At 43.2% G+C, this 19,825-nt stretch carries 11 protein-coding genes; 1 reads left to right on the forward strand and 10 read right to left on the reverse strand.

Going from position 1 to position 19,825, the window contains the following annotated elements:
- Positions 1–59: 59 nt before the first annotated feature.
- The 3 genes from ahcY to SNE25_RS00065 form a co-directional block, all read right to left on the reverse strand.
- Entirely contained in the window at positions 60–1,376 is a 1,317-nt protein-coding gene (gene ahcY, locus SNE25_RS00055; RefSeq protein ID WP_321563044.1) for an adenosylhomocysteinase, read from the reverse strand.
- An 81-nt stretch (positions 1,377–1,457) separates the two neighbouring features.
- Positions 1,458–1,823, reverse strand: a complete 366-nt coding sequence (locus tag SNE25_RS00060; protein WP_321563045.1) for a bactofilin family protein — start codon at positions 1,821–1,823, stop codon at positions 1,458–1,460.
- A gap of 121 nt (positions 1,824–1,944) precedes the next feature.
- Positions 1,945–2,811: a M23 family metallopeptidase gene (locus SNE25_RS00065; RefSeq protein ID WP_321563046.1), complete on the reverse strand. Its 867-nt coding sequence runs from the start codon at positions 2,809–2,811 to the stop codon at positions 1,945–1,947.
- Between the two features lie 209 nt (positions 2,812–3,020).
- Here SNE25_RS00065 and SNE25_RS00070 point away from each other — a divergent pair, with 209 nt between their 5' ends.
- Positions 3,021–3,431, forward strand: coding sequence for a BrxA/BrxB family bacilliredoxin (locus SNE25_RS00070; protein ID WP_321563047.1), 411 nt, complete (start codon positions 3,021–3,023; stop codon positions 3,429–3,431).
- An 81-nt stretch (positions 3,432–3,512) separates the two neighbouring features.
- On the opposite strand, the gene SNE25_RS00075 is transcribed toward SNE25_RS00070, so the two are convergent.
- The 7 genes from SNE25_RS00075 to SNE25_RS00105 all read right to left on the reverse strand — a co-directional run bounded on the left by SNE25_RS00075 (position 3,513) and on the right by SNE25_RS00105 (position 19,798).
- Positions 3,513–5,048, reverse strand: coding sequence for an alpha/beta hydrolase-fold protein (locus SNE25_RS00075; RefSeq protein WP_321563048.1), 1,536 nt, complete (start codon positions 5,046–5,048; stop codon positions 3,513–3,515).
- Between the two features lie 19 nt (positions 5,049–5,067).
- Positions 5,068–7,458, reverse strand: a complete 2,391-nt coding sequence (locus tag SNE25_RS00080; protein ID WP_321563049.1) for an ABC transporter permease — start codon at positions 7,456–7,458, stop codon at positions 5,068–5,070.
- Positions 7,459–7,518: 60 nt separating this feature from the next.
- Positions 7,519–9,915, reverse strand: coding sequence for an ABC transporter permease (locus SNE25_RS00085; protein WP_321563050.1), 2,397 nt, complete (start codon positions 9,913–9,915; stop codon positions 7,519–7,521).
- 100 nt (positions 9,916–10,015) lie between these two features.
- On the reverse strand, positions 10,016–12,376 hold the full coding sequence (locus SNE25_RS00090; RefSeq protein WP_321563051.1) for an ABC transporter permease: 2,361 nt from the start codon (positions 12,374–12,376) through the stop codon (positions 10,016–10,018).
- 155 nt (positions 12,377–12,531) lie between these two features.
- Positions 12,532–14,907: an ABC transporter permease gene (locus tag SNE25_RS00095; protein ID WP_321563052.1), complete on the reverse strand. Its 2,376-nt coding sequence runs from the start codon at positions 14,905–14,907 to the stop codon at positions 12,532–12,534.
- A gap of 60 nt (positions 14,908–14,967) precedes the next feature.
- Positions 14,968–17,334 carry an ABC transporter permease gene (locus SNE25_RS00100; RefSeq protein ID WP_321563053.1) on the reverse strand — a complete coding sequence of 789 codons (2,367 nt, stop codon included), beginning with the start codon at positions 17,332–17,334 and terminating at the stop codon, positions 14,968–14,970.
- 91 nt (positions 17,335–17,425) lie between these two features.
- The gene (locus tag SNE25_RS00105; protein WP_321563054.1) at positions 17,426–19,798 is read right to left on the reverse strand and encodes an ABC transporter permease; all 2,373 of its coding nucleotides are present in this window, start codon (positions 19,796–19,798) and stop codon (positions 17,426–17,428) included.
- Positions 19,799–19,825 lie beyond the last annotated feature (27 nt).

Below are 19,825 nucleotides of genomic sequence, written 5' to 3' on the forward strand. Positions count from 1 at the left end.
GCATGATCCGAAAACCATGCCCTTTTGAATTTTTATTTTTGAATTTCGGCTTTCAACGGTTAGTACCTGTAGTACTCCGGTTTAAACGGACCTTCAACAGTTACGCCGATATACTCTGCCTGATCCTGGTCAAGAACTTCCAGCTCAACACCAATTTTGGCAAGGTGCAGGCGGGCTACTTTTTCGTCAAGGTGTTTTGGCAGGGTATATACTTTGTTTTCGTAAGCTGCACCATTTGTCCAAAGCTCCAGCTGGGCCAAAGTTTGGTTGGTGAATGAGTTACTCATCACAAAGCTTGGATGACCGGTTGCACAGCCTAAGTTAACCAAACGACCTTCGGCCAGTACAATTACATCTTTACCATCAATGGTATATTTATCAACCTGTGGTTTAATTTCAATTTTAGTATTGCCGTAAGTACCGTTTAACCAGGCCATATCAATTTCGTTATCAAAGTGACCGATGTTACAAACAATGGCTTTGTCTTTTAACGCACGGAAATGCTGTTCACGAACAATGTTCTTGTTACCGGTAGCTGTAACTACAATATCGGCTTCTGTAATAGCGGTAGATAGTTTTTTAACTTCAAAACCTTCCATAGCTGCCTGTAACGCGCAGATAGGGTCAATTTCGGTAACTATAACACGAACACCGGCATTGCGCAGTGAATCGGCAGAACCTTTACCTACGTCGCCATAGCCGCAAACAACGGCTACTTTACCTGCCATCATTACATCGGTAGCGCGGCGAATGGCATCAACCAATGATTCGCGGCAGCCATATTTATTATCAAATTTTGATTTGGTAACCGAATCATTTACGTTAATGGCAGGCATTGGTAAAGTACCTGCTTTAACACGCTCGTATAAACGGTGAACACCAGTAGTGGTTTCTTCTGATAAACCTTTAATTTCCGCAACCAGCTCAGGATATTTATCCAGTACCATGTTGGTTAAGTCGCCGCCATCGTCCAATATCATGTTCAATGGTTTGCGGTCTTCGCCAAAATGAAGAGTTTGCTCAATACACCAGTCAAATTCTTCGGCGTTCATACCTTTCCAGGCATAAACAGAAATACCGGCAGCAGCAATCGCGGCAGCGGCATGATCCTGGGTTGAGAATATATTACATGACGACCAGGTAACTTCTGCGCCAAGGGCAATCAGGGTTTCAATTAAAACTGCGGTTTGAATGGTCATGTGCAGGCAACCGGCAATACGCGCGCCTTTTAAAGGCTGTGTTGGGCCATACTCTTTACGTAAAGCCATTAAGCCAGGCATTTCGGCTTCGGCCAGTTCAATCTCCTTCCGACCCCACTCGGCCAGTGATAAGTCTTTTACTTTGTATTTAACGAATGCGGTTTCTACTGATGACATAACATTTCATTTTTTGAATTGCAAAAATAGCTTATAAAAACATCAAAATGAAATGACGAAGATCACACTTTCAGAACCAACTTATTTATCAGCCTGCTGCATATTAAGATTACCATTATAAACACCCCCGTTTTCAACCACGAGGTTTTGTGTTTTAATATTGCCGGTAATTTTTCCTGTTGCTTTTATTTCGAGTGAAGTGGTGTAGATATCGCCGTTAACAATACCATAAACTACAATTTCTTTGGTATTGATATTACCTGCCACCAGGCCTCTCTCCCCAAGTATCAATCCTTCATCAATAGTTACGTGGCCGTTTACTTGTCCGTCAATCCGCGCAAAAGCAGGGGCTTTCAGGTTGCCCTCTAAAATACTTCCGTCGCTTATTAGTGTAGATATTGCTTGCAGATCAAGCGCAACTTTTTCCTTTTTACTAAAAATTGTCATTGTGCGTTTAGGGTTATGCGTATACAATTTTGAATTATACTGCCCTTTTACGAAAACAACGCCCCGGATGTTTAATAAAAATAAAATTTACTTATTATTCACCCCGGCAAACCACCGTATATTATTTATTGAGCGTTAAGAAATTAACCGGGTTTATTGGCCGGCCATTTTTACGCACTTCATAATGTAGGTGTGCACCGGTTGAGTGCCCGGTTGAGCCAACCAAGCCTATTTCGTCGCCAACGTTTACCTGCTGGCCAACCTTTACCTTAATGCGCGACAGATGGCCATAAACGGTTTCAAAATTATTGATATGCGCTATACGGATGCAATTGCCGTAGCCACCGCTCCAGCCGGCAAAAACCACCTTGCCGCTTGCAGTACATTTTACCTCATCGCCCTTTTTGCCCTTAAAATCAATACCCGGGTGAAACTCGGCGCGCCCGTCATCAAAAGGGTCGCTGCGGTAACCGAAGAAGGATGTAAAAGAACTAACCCGCGGATAGCCCATCGGCGTAAACGCTATGGTACCCATTAAATGGTTTAGATAATCGTTGTACAAGGAGTAAACTTCTGTATCGGTTAGTTTATTCTCTTCGCTATTGCCGTCGCCGCCTATGCCCTTGGTCGAGAAACCTTTTAAGCCTCGCCTTTTTAAATAACTGTTAATGGTTTTTAACTTACTTTCGATGGCCTGTATATAGGATTGGGCGCTGCCCTCCTTATTTTCTATTGGCGCAACATCGGGGATAGCGCCTTTAAGTTTTACAATTTGCTGTAATAATGCCTGCTTTTCCAGCTCTTGCTTTTTGTTTTGCGATCTTAAATAAAAAATAAAACCTATTAACACCAATAAAACAGATAATACGCTAAACGCGTAGTGCTTTACCCTGTTAATATGCTTTGTTTTTATTTGTAATGATTTGGTGTGCTGCTGGTTTTTGTTAATGATAACAACCGTACTGATGTCGGAAGGTTTTTTATTCATCAAAGTCATTAATTAGGATATGCAAGATAATTATTACAATTTATAAATCAATACTTATTCTAAACAAAACTATAAGGAATAAATAATTTAATATTGCCTTTACATAACGTTTGCATCGTCAGCAAATTGTTATTATTGTGCTTTTTACATGCAAACTGATAATGATTTCTTATTTTTGTTTTCAGGTAAATTTTAGAACATAAAAAATCATGTATCCAGAATATTTAGTTGCCCCGATGCGGGAAGATTTGACAAGAGTTGGCTTTGAGGAGTTGAAAGATGCCGATGCTGTAAAGCAAGCTATTGAAAGCGAAGGCACTGTATTTGTAATGGTAAATTCTGTTTGTGGTTGTGCCGCAGCTAATGCGCGCCCGGCGGCCAGAATTGCTGCAGCTAACGAAAAACACCCTGATAAACTGGTAACTGTTTTTGCAGGCATGGAAAAAGAGGCAGTTGATACAGCACGTAACTATATGTTGCCTTATCCGCCGTCATCACCGGCAATGGCTTTGTTTAAAGACGGTAAACTGGTACATATGATAGAGCGCCACCAAATTGAAGGCCGCCCTGCACAAATGATTGCCGATAATTTAATTGGCGCGTTTGAACAATACTGCTAATTAAGCCGAAAGCTTATAAATAAAAAATCCGGTGCAGAAAACACTGGATTTTTTTGTGCCTATTAGGCTCAGCTACACCTGTTAATGATCGCTGTATTGCAGATCTAACGGGATTGTAACAGGCTCCTTAGTAGTACTTGTTAAAGTTGGTGTCAGGTAAACTAACTCCAATTTACGGTCTCCTGTTTTATGCAGATACTCAAGCTTGAATGGGTAAAACCCTTTTTTTAGTGGCAGTATATATGATTTGCCATTGTCATGTAAACTATCAGTAGTCATTAATAACTGGTTACCCAGGTATAGTCTTGATCCGGCGTCGGCGTCGAATCCAAAAATATAATAACCATCTTCCTTTGCCTCCATTTGCCCGTTAATAAGCAGGGCGAAATTATTTTGCCGGGGCAGCTTATTAATATCAAAATCTTTGCTTGTTATACCTGTTTGAACCGGTTTCAGTTTTTTAAAAACGGGCAATCCGCTCCACTCACCTTCATAATAAGCATAACTGAAACCGCCTGGCTTTGCATTTTTCTCTTTTTTAACAGCAGGTAAATCTGTACCAGCTTTAAAATCGCCGATAGTACTTCTGCTATACCGGGCTCTGTTGGCAAATCTTTTCACGGTAAGGGTAGTCGGCCCGGGCAAGGTGATCTCACGCTCTATTTTGGCGGATGTAGGTACCGGTTCTGTTCCGTCTGTAGTATAGTATACTTTAGAAGGGTCGTTAAAATACCACAATTTAAATGGTTTGTTTTTTAAAACGATACCATTCATCGGATGAAATACTATATCCTTGCCGGTGTACCCGCTGTATAAAAACCTCAATCCGTCATAAGTAATTTTAAACCTTACCGAGCTATGTGACTCATCCGGATAGTTAATGGTTTTCCAGGTTAGTCCTGCGGGAGCTATTTTTTTAAGAATAGTATCCATAGTATCAATCTTCATTGATCTACCGGCCTCGCCTTCACGACCGCCCATAAAAAGTGTAATATTTAAACCCGCCAAACCGGGTAATTTATCGGCAGCAATTTTAGGGAGATACATCTTGTCCCACCAAAGACTGGGGTCCACCGCTATGTACGATTTAAACACCTTTGGTTCATTTAGCAGCGCGTACATCACAAACAAGCCGCCTAACGAATGCCCCCAAAGCGTATTATCGCCATTAGAGGGGTATGTTTTATTGATGTAAGGGATCAGCTCATTTTTTATAAAACCAAGGAATTTATCAGCCCCGCCCGATGTTTTCCAATCTTCCATGTGCGTTGGAGTAAGGTCTTTATTCCGGTCGATACCCAAAACGCTCACGATTATTGTAGGGGGCATATAATCCTCACCCTCTAAAAACCGCTGGATATCAGCAATTAAACCGGTGTTCCAGTTGCCGCCGTCAAGCACATACAGTACGTCATATTTATTGGTACTCCCCGGTTTGTAATTTGGCGGAGTAAACACTTGTATAAGCCTTTCCTGTTTTAATATGTTTGAATTTAAAGAGTCGAGTCTTCCCTTATAGAATTTTCTGATAACGGTGTCCTGTGCTGCTACAGTGTTAAATAAACCACCGGTCATTATTATCGATAGTATTAAAAAGGTGAAAAGTTTGTTTTTCATTCTATCTTACCTTTTACTGTTATTCCGTTTTTAGGCTTTTTACCGGGTTTGTTAGTGCTGCTTTTATACTCTGGTAGCTTACCGTAAGTAGCGTAATCATAATAGCGCCAATAGCAGTGAAACCAAATATCCACCAGGAAAGCTCGGCCCGGTATTGGTAACTTTGCAGCCAGCCGTGCATAAAGTAATAAGCAACGGGTATTGCTATGGCCAATGCTATAACTACCAGGGCTACAAAATCCTTCGACATTAAACGCCACAGACTGAATATCGAAGCGCCCAGTACTTTACGCACTCCGATTTCCTTTATACGCTGTTCGGCCATAAACGATGCCATGCCAAACAAGCCCATGCAGCTGATAAAAATAGCCAATATGGTAAAAAAGCCGGCCAGCTTGCCTATGCGCTCCTCATTTGCAAATTTTTGCGCATAGTCTTCGTTGGTGAATTTATATTCAAACGGACTGCCGGGATTGTAGCGTTTAAAAATGGGTTCGATTTTGCTTAGGGCTTCTCTCGGGTTCATTTGGGGGTTCAGGCGAATGTCGATCATTTCCATGGCATAATTGGCAATGATGAATACGCTTGGTTTTACAGGCTCATACGGCGACGACATAACCATATCCTTTATCACACCGATAACCGTAAAATCGCGGTACCACTTTATGGTTTCGCCCACCGGGCTTTTCAGGTTCATGAATTTTACCGCCGCCTCATTTAGTATAATGCCCGATGTATCGGCCACCGCCCTTGTGAAATCACGCCCATCCACCAATTTCCAGCCAGCTGTTTTGCCAAATTCCGGACTCAGCCTTATCGTTCCGAAATCGTCCTGCAGGTTGGGGTCTTTGCCCCGCCAGTTTAACCCGCTGTTGTTTGACCATACACCCGTTAGCGGACTGCCCGATTCGGCTACTTCTACGATGGCGCCGGTTTGCAACAAGTCATTTCTGAAGGCCATAAAATGTTTGTGTATATCATCGCCGTGAATGTTCATTTGTACAAGTCCGGTACGTTCATAGCCTACCGGCCGGTTCTTGGTAAACTGTACCTGCCTGAAGACAATTATGGTGCCGATGATTAGTGTTACCGAAACTGTAAACTGTAAAACTACCAGTACCTTACGAGGCAGTGCAGCAAAGCGTCCTGCCTTAAATGTTCCTTTTAAAACTTTTACCGGCTGAAATGATGACAGGTAAAATGCCGGATAGCTGCCGGATATTATACCGGTGAGCAAGCTGAACATTAACCCGCAGAGCCAAAAAACAGGATTATCCCATAGTACAACTATATCTTTACCGGCTACCTGGTTAAACCATGGTAATATCAGCATCACTATAACTATCGATACCATAAATGCAAAAACGGCAATCATTAACGACTCCATAAAAAACTGGCCAATAAGCTGCCTCCTCAACGAACCTATGGCCTTACGGATTCCTACCTCCTTAGCCCGTTTCTCAGACCGGGCGGTGCTCAGGTTCATGAAGTTGATGCAGGCCAGCAGCAATACAAACACGCCTATAATGCCAAACATCCAAACAAATTGTATGGCGCCGCCTGTGATTACGCCGTTTTTAAATTCCGAATATAAATGCCACTTATTCATGGGGTGTAAAAACAGGGTCGATTTAAATGCCATGCCAACTAAATCGTTATCAGCTGTAAGCCCCTTATGTTTCAGATCTTTTATTTTGGTGGCTACCTTATTGATATCGACATTGGGCGCCAGTTGGGAAAATATTTGCCATGAGGTGTTACCCCAGCGTGTAGCCTGCTTTTTTAATTGGGGATCGGTGGTCATGTACAAATCCCACGGTGCAATAAACTTCATACCACTAAATGAGGTATTCCGGGGCAGATCTTCATAAACACCGGTAACCTTAACATTCCATTTATTGTCAATCTTTACAGCTTTGAGCATCGGGTCGGCATTACCGAACAGCGCTTTGGCCACCGATGCCGAAAGCAGGATAGATGAAGGGTCTTTTAATCCGGCGCGCGTACCCTTGAGCATTTTTAAGGTTAGCATATCCGGCGCTTCAGCCTGCATGTAATTGCCGTCCTGGGTTATTTTAGTATCGCCATTGGCCAATACGTGCCCGGATGTCCAGGTTGATAATACGGCATATTTGAAATCCTCCTTATAATCCTGACGAAGTTTATAACCCAGGGGTATAGGTAACGAATTTTCTGAGGTGATTTCGCCATTGAAGGTTTCATGCTGCATGACCCGCACAATACGGTCGTGGTTTTCAAAATACTTATCGTAAGATAGTTCATCCCATATCCACAGACCAATAAGCATGGCCACCGCCATACCCACCGACAAGCCGGCCACATTAATAAATGTGTGAGCCTTGTTTTTCACAAGGTTTCGCCAGGCTATTTTTAAATAATTCTTGATCATTATAAGTAGTTCAATTGTTCATTAGTTCATTGGAGCTTTGACCTTTATCCTTTAACCTCACTATTCGCTTCTTAAACTTTTTACGGGATTAGCCAGTGCCGCTTTAATGGCCTGGAAGCTTACGGTAACCAGTGTTATTATAATGGCGCCTACTGCCGATACACCAAATATCCACCAGGAAATTTGAGACCGGTAAGTGTAGCCCTGCAGCCAGCCATGCATAAAATAGTAAGATACCGGCGATGCGATAATAAAGGAGATGATAACCAATACAACGAAGTCTACTGACAGCAGTTGCCACAGGTTAAATACCGATGCACCTAAAACTTTGCGTACACCTATTTCCTTAACCCTCTGCTCGGCCATAAAGGTTGCCATACCAAATAGGCCCAAACAGCTGATAAATATGGCCAGCATGGCAAAAAAGCTCGCCAGCTTGCCTATACGCGTTTCGCCGTCAAATTTTTTTGCATATTCTTCGTCGGCGAACTTATAATCAAACGGCGAAGCCGGCGAATATTTCTGATGTATGGCGGCAATTTTTTCGAGCGCATCGCGGGTGCTCATCTTCGGATTTATCCTGATAGTTACCACTCCCTGCGGGTCTTTATCCAGGAAAAAGAAAGTTTGCTTAACCGGTTCATAAGGCGATGACATGAGCATATCTTTAATAAGCCCTATTACATGGTACGGCTTGCCGTCGGTTGTTATGATCTCGCCCACAGGGTTTTTAAAATTCATGAACTTTGCCGCGGCCTCATTAATTACTACACCGGTCGAGTCGGTTAAAAACGCGGTCGAAAAATCACGGCCATCCTTAAACTGCCACCCAACGGTTTTACCAAAGTCAGGTGTTATGCCTACCGTCGCAAAATCATCCAGCATGCCGGGCGGCTTCCCTCTCCAGTCAAAACCACTATTGTTGCTCCACACACCGGTAACGGGACTTCCCGATTCGGCCGTTTCTATAACAGCTCCCGATTTTATCAGCTCATCTTTAAAAGCTACGTAATGATTATGGATATCGCTTGTTTTTTGCACCATGTAAACCAATCCTTCGCGGCTATAGCCAATAGGCCTGTTCTTGGCAAATTGTATCTGCCTGAAAACAATGATGGTGCCTATAATAAGCGTTACCGAAACGCTGAATTGTAAAACTACCAGCACCTTACGGGGTATAGCAGCCAGCCGTCCTACTTTGAATGTTCCCTTTAAAACCTTTATAGGTTTAAATGACGACAGGTAGAGCGCCGGGTAACTACCAGCTATTAGTCCGGATATGAGACTAAAAACCAAGCCCAGTATCCAAAACCATGGATTGTTCCATAAAACAACCATCTTTTTATCTGCAACACCGTTAAACCAGGGCAGCGTAAGCATTACCAGTACTATTGAAAAAACAAAGGCAAAAGCAACTATCAGCAGCGATTCCATAAAAAACTGCCCTATGAGCTGTATCCGCTGCGAGCCTATGGCCTTGCGGATGCCTACTTCCTTAGCTCGCTTCTCGGACCGGGCGGTGCTCAGGTTCATGAAATTGATGCAGGCCAGCAATAATACAAACACCCCTATGATGCCAAACATCCATACAAATTGTATGGCGCCACCTGTATTTACACCGTTTTTAAACTCCGAATATAAGTGCCATTTATTCATTGGGTGTAAAAACACGGCCGGTTTAAAATCGGCCCCTAATTTGTCGCCCTGTGCGGCTATGTTTTTGAGCTTTAAGTCTTTAATTTTGGCTGATACTTTATCGGCATTAGCATTGGGTGCCAATTGCGCAAATACCTGCCATGAATTGTTGCCCCAGCGGGTAGCGGCTCGTTTAAGCCAGGGCATGGTGCTCATGTACAGGTCCCAGGGTGCAAAAAAGGTGACCTCTCTAAACTCGGTGTTGTTGGGCATATCCTCATACACACCTGTTACCTTAACCACCCATTGGTTGTCAATTTTAAGTGTTTTATTAAGAGGGTCGGCACCACCGAAAAGTGTTTTTGCCAGCGATTCAGACAGCATGATAGACGACATATCCTTTAGTCCGGCGCGCGTGCCTTTAAGCATTTTCAGCGTTAGCAGATCGGGCATTTCGGGCTGCACATAGTTACCCAGCTTGGTGAATTTCTTGTCGCCATTGGTAATAATGTGCTCCATAGTCCATGTCGAAAGTACCACATATTTAAAATCGCTCATGTACGATTCACGAAGTTTTAAGCCCAGCGGAATAGGCATGGCCGTTTGGCTGCCCACAACTCCGTTAAATGTTTGGTTCTGCCATACCTGTACAATACGGTCGTAATTTTTAAAATACTTGTTGAACGAGACTTCATCCCAGATCCAGAGCCCAATAAGCATGGCCACCGCCATACCAACCGAAAGGCCCGCTACGTTAATAAAACTGTGCACCTTATTTTTTACAAGGTTTCGCCACGCAATTTTTAAATAATTCTTTAACATGTTGTACGTTTTAGTTTATACGTATTACGTTATACGGCTTTCAGCTTTATGCCTTCGGCCCTTATTATCTTTCGCCTTTGACCTTTACTCTTTCGCCTTACTATTCGCTCCGCAAGCTTTTTACCGGGTTGGCCATGGCCGCTTTTACCGCCTGGAAACTCACGGTTATTAGTGTAATGGCTATTGCGCCGGCGCCTGCACAAACAAATATCCACCCGGAAATTACGGCTTTATACTGGTAGCCCTGCAGCCAATGTTGCATAAAATAGTAAGCCACAGGTACTGCTATAAGCAGCGATATAAAAACCAGCACCACAAACTCGGTTGATAACAGACGCCACAGGTTTACCACCGATGCGCCCAGCACCTTGCGCACCCCAATTTCTTTAACCCGCTGCTCGGCAACGAATGATGCCAGCCCAAAGAGGCCCAGGCATGAAATAAAGATAGCCAGTACCGCGAATATGGAGGCCAGGTTACCTATACGCTCCTCGTCCGAAAATTTATGAGCGTATTCATCGTCATTGAATTTAAATTCAAAAGGACTGCCAGGGTTGTATTTTTTAAAAACAGGTTCAATTTTGCTCAGTGCCTCCCGTATGGGCATGTTTGGTTTTATGCGTACGGTGATCCAGTTAACCCAGCCGGGGGTCATAAAGAATATGGTGCCTTTGGTTTTTTCATACGGCGATTCCATCACCATATCTTTGGCTACGCCCACAATTACATGGTTACCGTCGTGCCAGTGTATGGTTTTACCTATCGGGTTTTTAATACCGCTCATTTTAAGCGCCGATTCGTTTAGGATAATAGCGCCCGTATCGGTAGGGAAGTTACGTGAAAAATCGCGCCCCTGTGCTATTTTCCACCCTACAGTGTGGCCAAAATCATAAGTTACGCCTATAGTACCAAATGTAGGGTCATACCCGGGGGTTTTGCCGGCCCAGTCAAAACCGCCATTGTTTGACCATATCTGGGTTGTTGTGCTGTTTGATTCGGCCATATTTTCCACCGCACCGGTTTGTATCAGGTCGTTGCGCATTACTTCATAGTGGCCATAAATTTCGGGCGTGTTCATTTCAATAGAAATAAGGCCCGCACGCGAGTAGCCAACCGGCCGGTCTTTAGCAAACTGAATTTGCCGTAAAACAATGATGGTGCCTATAATTAAAACGATAGATACCGTAAACTGAACCACGACCAGCACCTTGCGTGGGATAGCAGCCAAACGGCCTACCCTAAATGTACCCTTTAACACCTTTACCGGGTTAAAGGCAGATAAATAAAACGCCGGGTAACTACCCGATATCAGGCCTGTAAAAATGGTAAAGCTCAACGTAAGCAACCAGAATAGCGGATTGCCCCAGGGTATGGAAACCTCCTTATCTGCAACATGATTAAAGTAGGGGATAGCCAGCAGTACCATGATAACCGTTAATACCAGCGACAGGAACACCACCAGCAACGATTCACTTAAAAACTGCCCGATAAGCTGGTTGCGAACAGAACCTATAGCCTTGCGTATGCCTACCTCTTTGGCCCGTTTTTCGCTTTTAGCTGTACTCAGGTTCATGAAATTGATACAGGCCAGCAACAACACAAACAGGCCAATAATTCCAAACAACCAAACAAATTCTATGCGGCCCCCAACGGCTACTCCGTTCTTAAAATCGCTGTATAAATGCCATTTGCGCATGGGGTGTACCTGTATTACCTCGTCGTTCATTTTAAAGTGCGGCTTGGTAATGTTCCTGATCCTGGCTGATACTTTATCAAAGTCGGCATGATCATTCATCAGTACAAATAAATGGCAGGCGTGATTATCCCAGGCTTGCATTTGGGTGCTCCACCAGTTTGCCGGGTTACTGAATGGGAGCATAAACTTTGTTTCGTAAAATGTGGTATTGTGCGGCAGGTCCTGATAAACGCCAATTACTTTCATATTGGTTTTATTATCAATCCGCACGGTTTTATTTATGGGGTCGGCATCGCCAAACAAGGCTTTGGCCATTGATTGTGATATCAGAAATGACGAAGGATCTTTAAAACTGGCATAGCTGCCTTTTACCATGTTCAGTGAAAGAATAGTGGGCATAGCAGGCTCGGCCCACATCCCGTTTTGCGATATCTTTTTATCGCCTACAGCCAATATGTGGGCGCCTTCCCAGATAAGGGCTGTCAATTTAAAATCGCCCGCATATTTGGTACGAAGTTCGTTACTCAGCGGCACAACAGTCGCCCCAAAAGTGGGGGTTTCGCCATTGGCCGTTTGGGTGACCATTACCTGGCCTACACGGTCATAGTTTTTATGATACTTATCAAATGACAGTTCATCCCAGATCCAAAGGCCAATAAGCATGGCTATAGCCATACCAACCGACAGGCCAACAATATTTATGGCCGAATGCACCTTGTTCTTAACGAGGTTCCGCCATGCGATTTTTAAATAGTTCTTTAACATGATCTCTTAAATTCTAAACGCTAATCTCTAAAATGGACTGCCATCCATCCTGTCGAAGAATCGTGCGGAGAGGCACCGCCCACCATGCTTCGACAGGCTTCAACATGAACCCTTTTATTTTACTCACTACTCAAAACTCATAACCCGCAACTCCTTCATTCACTTCTCAAACTTTTAACCGGGTTTATCAGTGCCGCTTTTACTGCCTGAAAACTGACCGTCGCAAGGGCTATCAGTATAATTATTGCGCCCGACAGAGCAAATACCCACCATTGCACCGGTGTACGATAAGCAAAGCCCTGCAGCCATTTGCCGGTGGCATACCAGGCTATTGGCGATGCTATAAGTAGGGCAATTACCACCAGTACTATAAACTCCGATGACAGCAGCGTAAATAATGAACTTACGCTCGCGCCCAATACTTTGCGGATACCAATTTCCTTAACACGCTGCTCGGCAGTAAACATGGCCAGCCCGAGTAACCCGAGGCATGAAATAAATATGGCCAGAAATGAGAACCCGTTTGACAGTTTACCCACTATCTGTTCGTTTTGATATAGTTTCTGATATTCCTCATCAGAAAAAGTGTAGGTAAACGGATAAGCAGGGTTAATTTGTTTGCACAAGCTTTCCATGCTGGCCAGCGCCGCACGGGTTTTGCCGGGCTGGGTTCTGATCAGGATGTTGCCATAAATTTCATCAGCCCTTGATCTGATAATTAATGGCCTTATTTCCTCGTGCATGGAGCTATAATGAAAGTCTTTTATCACCCCAATTATTTTGCTTTTGCGCCCCCAGAAGGTGAGCGGCTGCCCGATGGGGTTTTTATATCCTATCCTTTTTAAGGCGGCTTCATTCAGTATAAGACCAACAGAATCGGTGGGGTAATCTTTTGAGAAATCGCGTCCTTCGAGCATCCTTAGTTTCATGGTTTTTACAAAATCGTACCCTACGGAGGTTTGCGTAAACTGGATATTCACAGTGGTGTCTTTACCAATCCATCCTACTCCACCAGTGCTGTTCTGGATGTTTGTTGGCGCATTGGTCATGCGGGTAACCGATTGTATTCCGGGCATAGTTAAAGCCTGCTCCTTAAACAGATCGTATTTGTGGGCAAGCTCTCCCTCCAGCGGTATGTAAATCAGGTTTTCGCGATCGAACCCCAGGTTTTTTGATTGGATATAGTTCATTTGCCTGGATATAACTATAGTACCGGTAATTAATATAACCGACAGTACAAACTGAAATACAACCAACCCCTTACGAAACAGGGTAGCGCCCGAATCTAATTTCAAAGTACCCTTTAATACTTTAACCGGGTTAAATGACGATAAAAACAAAGCCGGATAACTGCCCGATATCAGACCGGTAACCAGGGTAATGCATACCACCTTTGTCCAAAAACCAGTTTGGTTAAACGGTAGCTCAATTTGCTTTTGGGTTACCTGGTTAAATACCGGCAGCAATACAACCAAAAGCAACAGGGCAAAAATTACTGAAAGCGAAGTGATCAACAGCGATTCGCTGATGAACTGTTTTATTAATGCCGATCGCATCGCGCCAACTACCTTACGTACACCAATTTCTTTGGCGCGTTTAACCGAACGCGCGGTGGTTAAATTCATGAAGTTAATGCAGGCTATCAACAAAATGAATATGGCCACAACGCTAAAAATGCGTACATATTCAATACGGCCACCGCTAATTTTGCCATTATCAAAACTGCCGTGCAGGTATTGCTCGCTGAAAGGTTGTATCCCTAAGTCGATAATAAACGTTGATGTTTTACGGTCGGTGCTGTTATAGGTATCTAAAAACCGGGTTATCTTTTGTTCAAACTGAGCCGGATTAGCTCCTTGTTTTAACATGACAATGGTCGGCGGTCCCTGGTTGCCCCAGTCACGCGCCCAGCTGTTATCCTGTAAAAAGCTATACCAGTTAACCAGGTAGTCAAACTTTTGCGATGAATTTTTTGGCAGGTTTTCAAATACAGCTGTTACCTTAAAGTTTTTACTGTTTTCATAACGGATGGTTTTACCTATGGCCGCCTGCGGGCTGCCAAAAAAGTCTTCGGCCATTTTGCGTGATATGGCCAAACTTACCGGCGAGTTTAACGCGGTTTGGGCATTGCCCTGCAGCAGTTTAAAACTAAATATGCTAAAATATTCGTCACTTGCTGATGAACCATTCTGCTTTAATATTTTATCACCAACCTGAAATGTGTTGTTTTGGCCAAACCCTAAACTAACGGCATGCTCAACCTCGGGCATTACCTTTTTCATTTCATTAGCAGTGGGGCCGGGGGTATTATATGTACCATTAATCTTATGATCAAATTGCTGCCGTTCATATATGCTATACAAACGATCACTATTTTTAAAAAAGCTATCAACACTCAGCTCATTTTGTACCCATAACAAAATAAGCAGGCTGCACGCCAAACCCACCGAAAGACCGGCAATATTAATAAAGGTTTGGACCCTATTTCTGACAAGGTTGCGCCATGCGATTTTTAAATAGTTCTTTAACATAACAATCAGTTTATTGGTTCAATTGTTCATTAGTTCATTGACCTTTGCCTTTTAACCTCATTATTCGTTCCTCAAACTTTTTACCGGGTTTATCAGTGCCGATCTTGCTGCCTGGAAACTTACTGTTGCCAGGGCTATCAGCATGATCAACCCCGCCGAAAAGGCAAACACCCACCACTGTATCAAAGTGTGATAGGCAAAGCCCTGCAGCCATTTATTCATGGCATACCAGGCTATAGGCGATGCTACAAGCAAGGCAATAACTACCAGTACCAAAAACTCTGATGATAGCAATGTAAATAAGGAGCTTACACTTGCACCTAATATTTTACGGATGCCTATTTCCTTTACACGTTGTTCTGCGGTAAACATGATCAAACCCAGCAAACCCATACAGGAAATAAAAATTGCCAAAAATGCGAAGTAGCCAGAAAGGCGACTAACCACTTGCTCACTGTTGTACAATTTGGAATACTCCTGGTCAGAAAATTGGTAAGTAAATGAAAAGTTGGGGTTCAAATCTTTGCAGATCTTTTCCAGTGCGGCAATAACCTGTTTGGTTTTACCAGCTTCAACACGGACCAATATAGTTCCCCAGGTTTGATTTTCTGACAGGCGGATAACCAATGGTTCGATAGCCTCGTGCATCGAATTAAAATGAAAATCTTTTAGTACACCAATGATCTTCCCCTGGCGGCTACCCCATGATAGTGGCTGGCCAACAGGGTTTTGATAACCAATTTTCTTAACAGCTTCTTCATTGACCATATAACCTACAGAATCGGTACTGAAATTCCTGGAGAAATCTCGCCCATCCTTTAATTTCAGTTTCATGGTTTTCACAAAATCATACCCCACAGTGGCATCTGCAAACGGTGTAATCAGATTGGGATCTTTCCCTACCCATCCAATATCATCCTTAGTATGACCAATTACAGTAGGCGACTCCTTCATTTTTGAAACAGACTGGATACCTGGTATTTTACCCACCTCTTCCTTGAAGAGATCATATTTTTTAATCAAATCACCTTCTATCGGGATATATAAAAGATTGTCGCGATTGTAACCGAGGCTTTTGGTTTGCATGTATTCCATTTGGCGATAAATCACAATCATCCCCACTATAAGTATAATGGAGAGTGAAAATTGAAAAACGACCAAACCTTTACGGAAAAAAGTTGCTCCCCGGCCAAAGATGAGACTGCCTTTTAAAACCCGGACTGGGTTTAACGAAGACAGGAAAAACGCTGGATAGCTCCCTGCTACAATGGCTGTAAATAGTAACATGCCTGATATCGTTCCCCAAAAAACAGGTTGCTCAACAGGTAAAAACAGGTATTTCCCGGTAAGGTTATTAAATGCCGGTAGCAGGGCAATTACCAGGATAACTGCAATTATGATGGAAATAGATGTGAGCAACAGGGCTTCGCTCAAAAACTGCACAATCAAGCTTGACCGCGCCGCGCCAATAACTTTTCTGACACCGACTTCTTTAGACCGTTTGATAGAACGCGCAGTTGCCAGGTTCATGAAATTAGCACAGGCAATTAGCAAAATAAAGATAGCTGCAAGACTAAAAAGATGCACATATACTATACGTCCTCCATCAATTTGGCCATTTTTAAACGTAGAGTTAAGGTATTTTTCGGCATACGGCTGCAAGTATAGTTCCGTATGATTGCTATTTGTTTCTGAGTTATACAGGCTGATGAAATTTTTGACCTTAGCAGCCGTCTTATCAGGATCAGCATCGGCACGTAATTGCAAAAAGGTAGCAGGACTGAAGTTGCCCCAGTTATTTACCCAGGCGTTTTCTTTTACAAATGCTTTCCAGCTTCTCAAAAAATCAAATTGCCGGGAAGAATTTGCCGGCAGGTTTTCAAAAACCGCTGTAACCTGAACATTGTCCTTGTTCTCATAGCGAAGACTTTTCCCAATGGCTTTCTCAGCAGATCCAAAAAAAAGTTCAGCCATTTTTCGCGAAATGGCAATACCGGCAGGTGTATTCAAAGCTGATTCAGGTGTGCCCTGCAATAATGGATAACTAAACATGCGGAAAAAGTCGGCTCCGGCAAATGTCCCTTCCATTTTAACGATCTTATCACCAGATTGAAACGTCAATGGGTGCCCTTGCTCCAGACCGCTGGCATACCGCACTTCGGGTATTCTTCTTTTTAGTTCATCGGCTAATAAAGCTTGCGTAAGATAACTGGCCTCAATTTTACCATCATGAGACTGTCGTTCGTAAACCTGATATAACAGCTTGCCATTGGCATGAAAAGCATCTATGCTTCGTTCATCCTGTACCCAAAGCACAATCAACAGGCTGCAAGCCAGGCCAACCGAAAGACCCGAAACATTTATAAATGAATGCGATTTATTTTTGATGAAATTACGCCATGCGATTTTTAAATAGCTTTTTATCATTGTCATATTTTTTAGCTTATAGCACAAGCCTAAAGCCTTTATATAATCTTATTTATTCCTTTTTAACTTAAGCCATGTGCTTTCGGCTTATCTATTCGCTTCTCAAACTTTTAATGGGGTTTATGAGTGCCGCCTTTATTGCCTGGAAGCTTACCGTTAGTATAGCTATCAGTATAATAGTAGCTCCCGACAAAGCGAACATCCACCACTGTATAGGGGTACGGTAAGCAAACCGCTGCAGCCAATGGTTCATGGCATACCAGGATACGGGCAACGCGATAAACAGGGCAATAATTACCAGTAATAAAAACTCCGACGACAGCAGCGCGAACAGTGAACTCACACTCGCGCCTAACACCTTGCGGATGCCTATTTCCTTGATGCGCTGCTCGGCGGTGAACATGGCCAGCCCCAATAATCCCAGGCATGAAATAAATATGGCCAGGAAAGCAAACGCATCCGAAAGCTTGGTTACCACCTGTTCGTTTTGATATAGCTTCTGGTATTCCTGATCTGAAAAATTATAAGTAAACGGGAAAGATGGGTTAATTTGTTTACACAATGTTTCGAGGCTGGCCAGCGCCTGTTTGGTTTTACCCGGCTGGGTTTTTACCATTACAGTACCATAATCTTCCCCTTCTCTTGACCTTATCACCAGCGGTTGCACCTGCTCATGCAGGGAGTTAAAATGAAAATCTTGAACCAGCCCTACAATTGTGCCTTTTTTACCCCAAAATGTTAGGGGCTTGCCAATAGGATTTGCATATTTGATCCTTTTCAGGGCCGCCTCATTAATAATATAACCTACAGAATCTGTGGGGTAGTCCTTTGAAAAATCTCGCCCGGCCAGCATTTTCAGCCTGAGTGTTTTTACAAAATCATACCCTACCGATGTTTGGGTAAACTCAATGTTTACATTAGGATCCTTACCTTCCCAGTTTACATTGCCTGTGGTGTTTGACATATTGGTTGGTACGCTGCTCATACGGCTTACCAGTTGTATACCCGGCATACGCAATGCCTCTTGTTTAAAAGTGCTGTATTTAGGTATCAGTTCGCCGTTCATGGGTACATATATCAGGTTTTCACGGTCGTACCCCAGGTTTTTTGATTGTACATAAGCCATTTGCCGCGATACAACTATGGTGGCGGTTATCAGTATAACCGATAAAGCAAACTGAAATATAACGAGCCCCTTGCGGAACATAGTGGTTCCTGAATCTAACTTGATGGCACCCTTTAATACCTTAACCGGGTTAAAGGACGATAAAAACAAAGCCGGGTAGCTGCCCGAAATTAAACCGGTTATGATAGTTAAAGCTGCCAGTTTTATCCAGAATAAAGGCTGATTAAATGGCAGATCAATCTCTTTTTGGGTGATATGGTTAAACACCGGCAACAACAGCACCAGTAAAACCAGTGAAACTACTACCGCCAGCGTGGTGATGAGTAATGATTCGCCGATAAACTGTTTGATCAAAACCGACCGTACTGCGCCTACTACCTTGCGAACCCCTATCTCGCGGGCACGTTTAACTGAACGTGCGGTGGTAAGGTTCATAAAGTTAATGCAGGCTATCAGTAAAATAAAAATGGCTACAATGGTAAACAGATGTACATACTCAATACGACCGCCTTCTATTTTACCATTATCAAAATTGCCATGCAGGTAACCTTCGTCTAAACGCTGCATACCCAGTTCTTCTGTAAATGTGCCCTTCTTTTGATCTTTATTTAAATTATCTAAAAAGTGGGTGATCTTTTTTTCAACCAATGCTGGATTGGCATCGGCCCGTAACATGATCATCGTAGCCGGTCCGTTATTGCCCCAGTCTTTCGCCCATCCATTCTCTTCCAGGAAACTATACCAGTTCCTTACGAAGTCGTACTTTTGTGATGAGGCTTTTGGTACATCTTCAAATACCCCGGTTACTTTAAAATCCTTTTTGTTTTCGTAACGTATGGTTTTGCCAATAGCCGCCTCGGGGCTGCCAAAAAAAGCCACCGCCATTTTGCGCGAGATAGCCAGGCTCACAGGCGAGTTTAACGCGGTTTGCGCGTTACCTTGTAATAGCGGCACGCTCACCATTTTAAAATAATCGGCGCCGGCATCGGCGCCTGTCATTTTCAATATTTTATCGCCAACCTGAAAAGTGTACTCATCTCCGTATATTAAATTGGTAGCCGCTTCAACTTCCGGGATCTGCTTTTTTAATTCATCAGCAAGTACTCCCGGGGTAGCATATTGCCCCTGAATTTTATTATCATAATACTGCCGTTCATAAACCGTATAAAGGCGATCTGCGTTTTTATGATAAGCATCTATACTCAACTCATTTTGTACCCATAACAAAATAAGCAGGCTGCAGGCCAGCCCAACCGAAAGGCCCGCGATGTTAATAAAGGTGTGTGCCTTGTTCTTAACTAAATTACGCCAGGCTATTTTTAAATAATTTTTTAACATAATAATTCAGTTTATTAGCTCATTGGT

The organism is Mucilaginibacter sabulilitoris (assembly GCF_034262375.1).
In the GTDB taxonomy this organism is placed as follows: Bacteria; Bacteroidota; Bacteroidia; order Sphingobacteriales; family Sphingobacteriaceae; genus Mucilaginibacter; species Mucilaginibacter sabulilitoris.

Excerpts from the sequence above, each read along its gene's own strand:
- SNE25_RS00100 (WP_321563053.1), bottom strand. The coding sequence starts at position 17,334 with ATGATAAAAAGCTATTTAAAAATCGCATGGCGTAATTTCATCAAAAAT.
- SNE25_RS00075 (WP_321563048.1), bottom strand. The coding sequence starts at position 5,048 with ATGAAAAACAAACTTTTCACCTTTTTAATACTATCGATAATAATGACC.
- SNE25_RS00085 (WP_321563050.1), bottom strand. The coding sequence starts at position 9,915 with ATGTTAAAGAATTATTTAAAAATTGCGTGGCGAAACCTTGTAAAAAAT.
- SNE25_RS00095 (WP_321563052.1), bottom strand. The coding sequence starts at position 14,907 with ATGTTAAAGAACTATTTAAAAATCGCATGGCGCAACCTTGTCAGAAAT.
- SNE25_RS00070 (WP_321563047.1), top strand. The coding sequence starts at position 3,021 with ATGTATCCAGAATATTTAGTTGCCCCGATGCGGGAAGATTTGACAAGA.
- SNE25_RS00080 (WP_321563049.1), bottom strand. The coding sequence starts at position 7,458 with ATGATCAAGAATTATTTAAAAATAGCCTGGCGAAACCTTGTGAAAAAC.
- SNE25_RS00060 (WP_321563045.1), bottom strand. The coding sequence starts at position 1,823 with ATGACAATTTTTAGTAAAAAGGAAAAAGTTGCGCTTGATCTGCAAGCA.
- SNE25_RS00105 (WP_321563054.1), bottom strand. The coding sequence starts at position 19,798 with ATGTTAAAAAATTATTTAAAAATAGCCTGGCGTAATTTAGTTAAGAAC.
- ahcY (WP_321563044.1), bottom strand. The coding sequence starts at position 1,376 with ATGTCATCAGTAGAAACCGCATTCGTTAAATACAAAGTAAAAGACTTA.
- SNE25_RS00065 (WP_321563046.1), bottom strand. The coding sequence starts at position 2,811 with ATGAATAAAAAACCTTCCGACATCAGTACGGTTGTTATCATTAACAAA.
- SNE25_RS00090 (WP_321563051.1), bottom strand. The coding sequence starts at position 12,376 with ATGTTAAAGAACTATTTAAAAATCGCATGGCGGAACCTCGTTAAGAAC.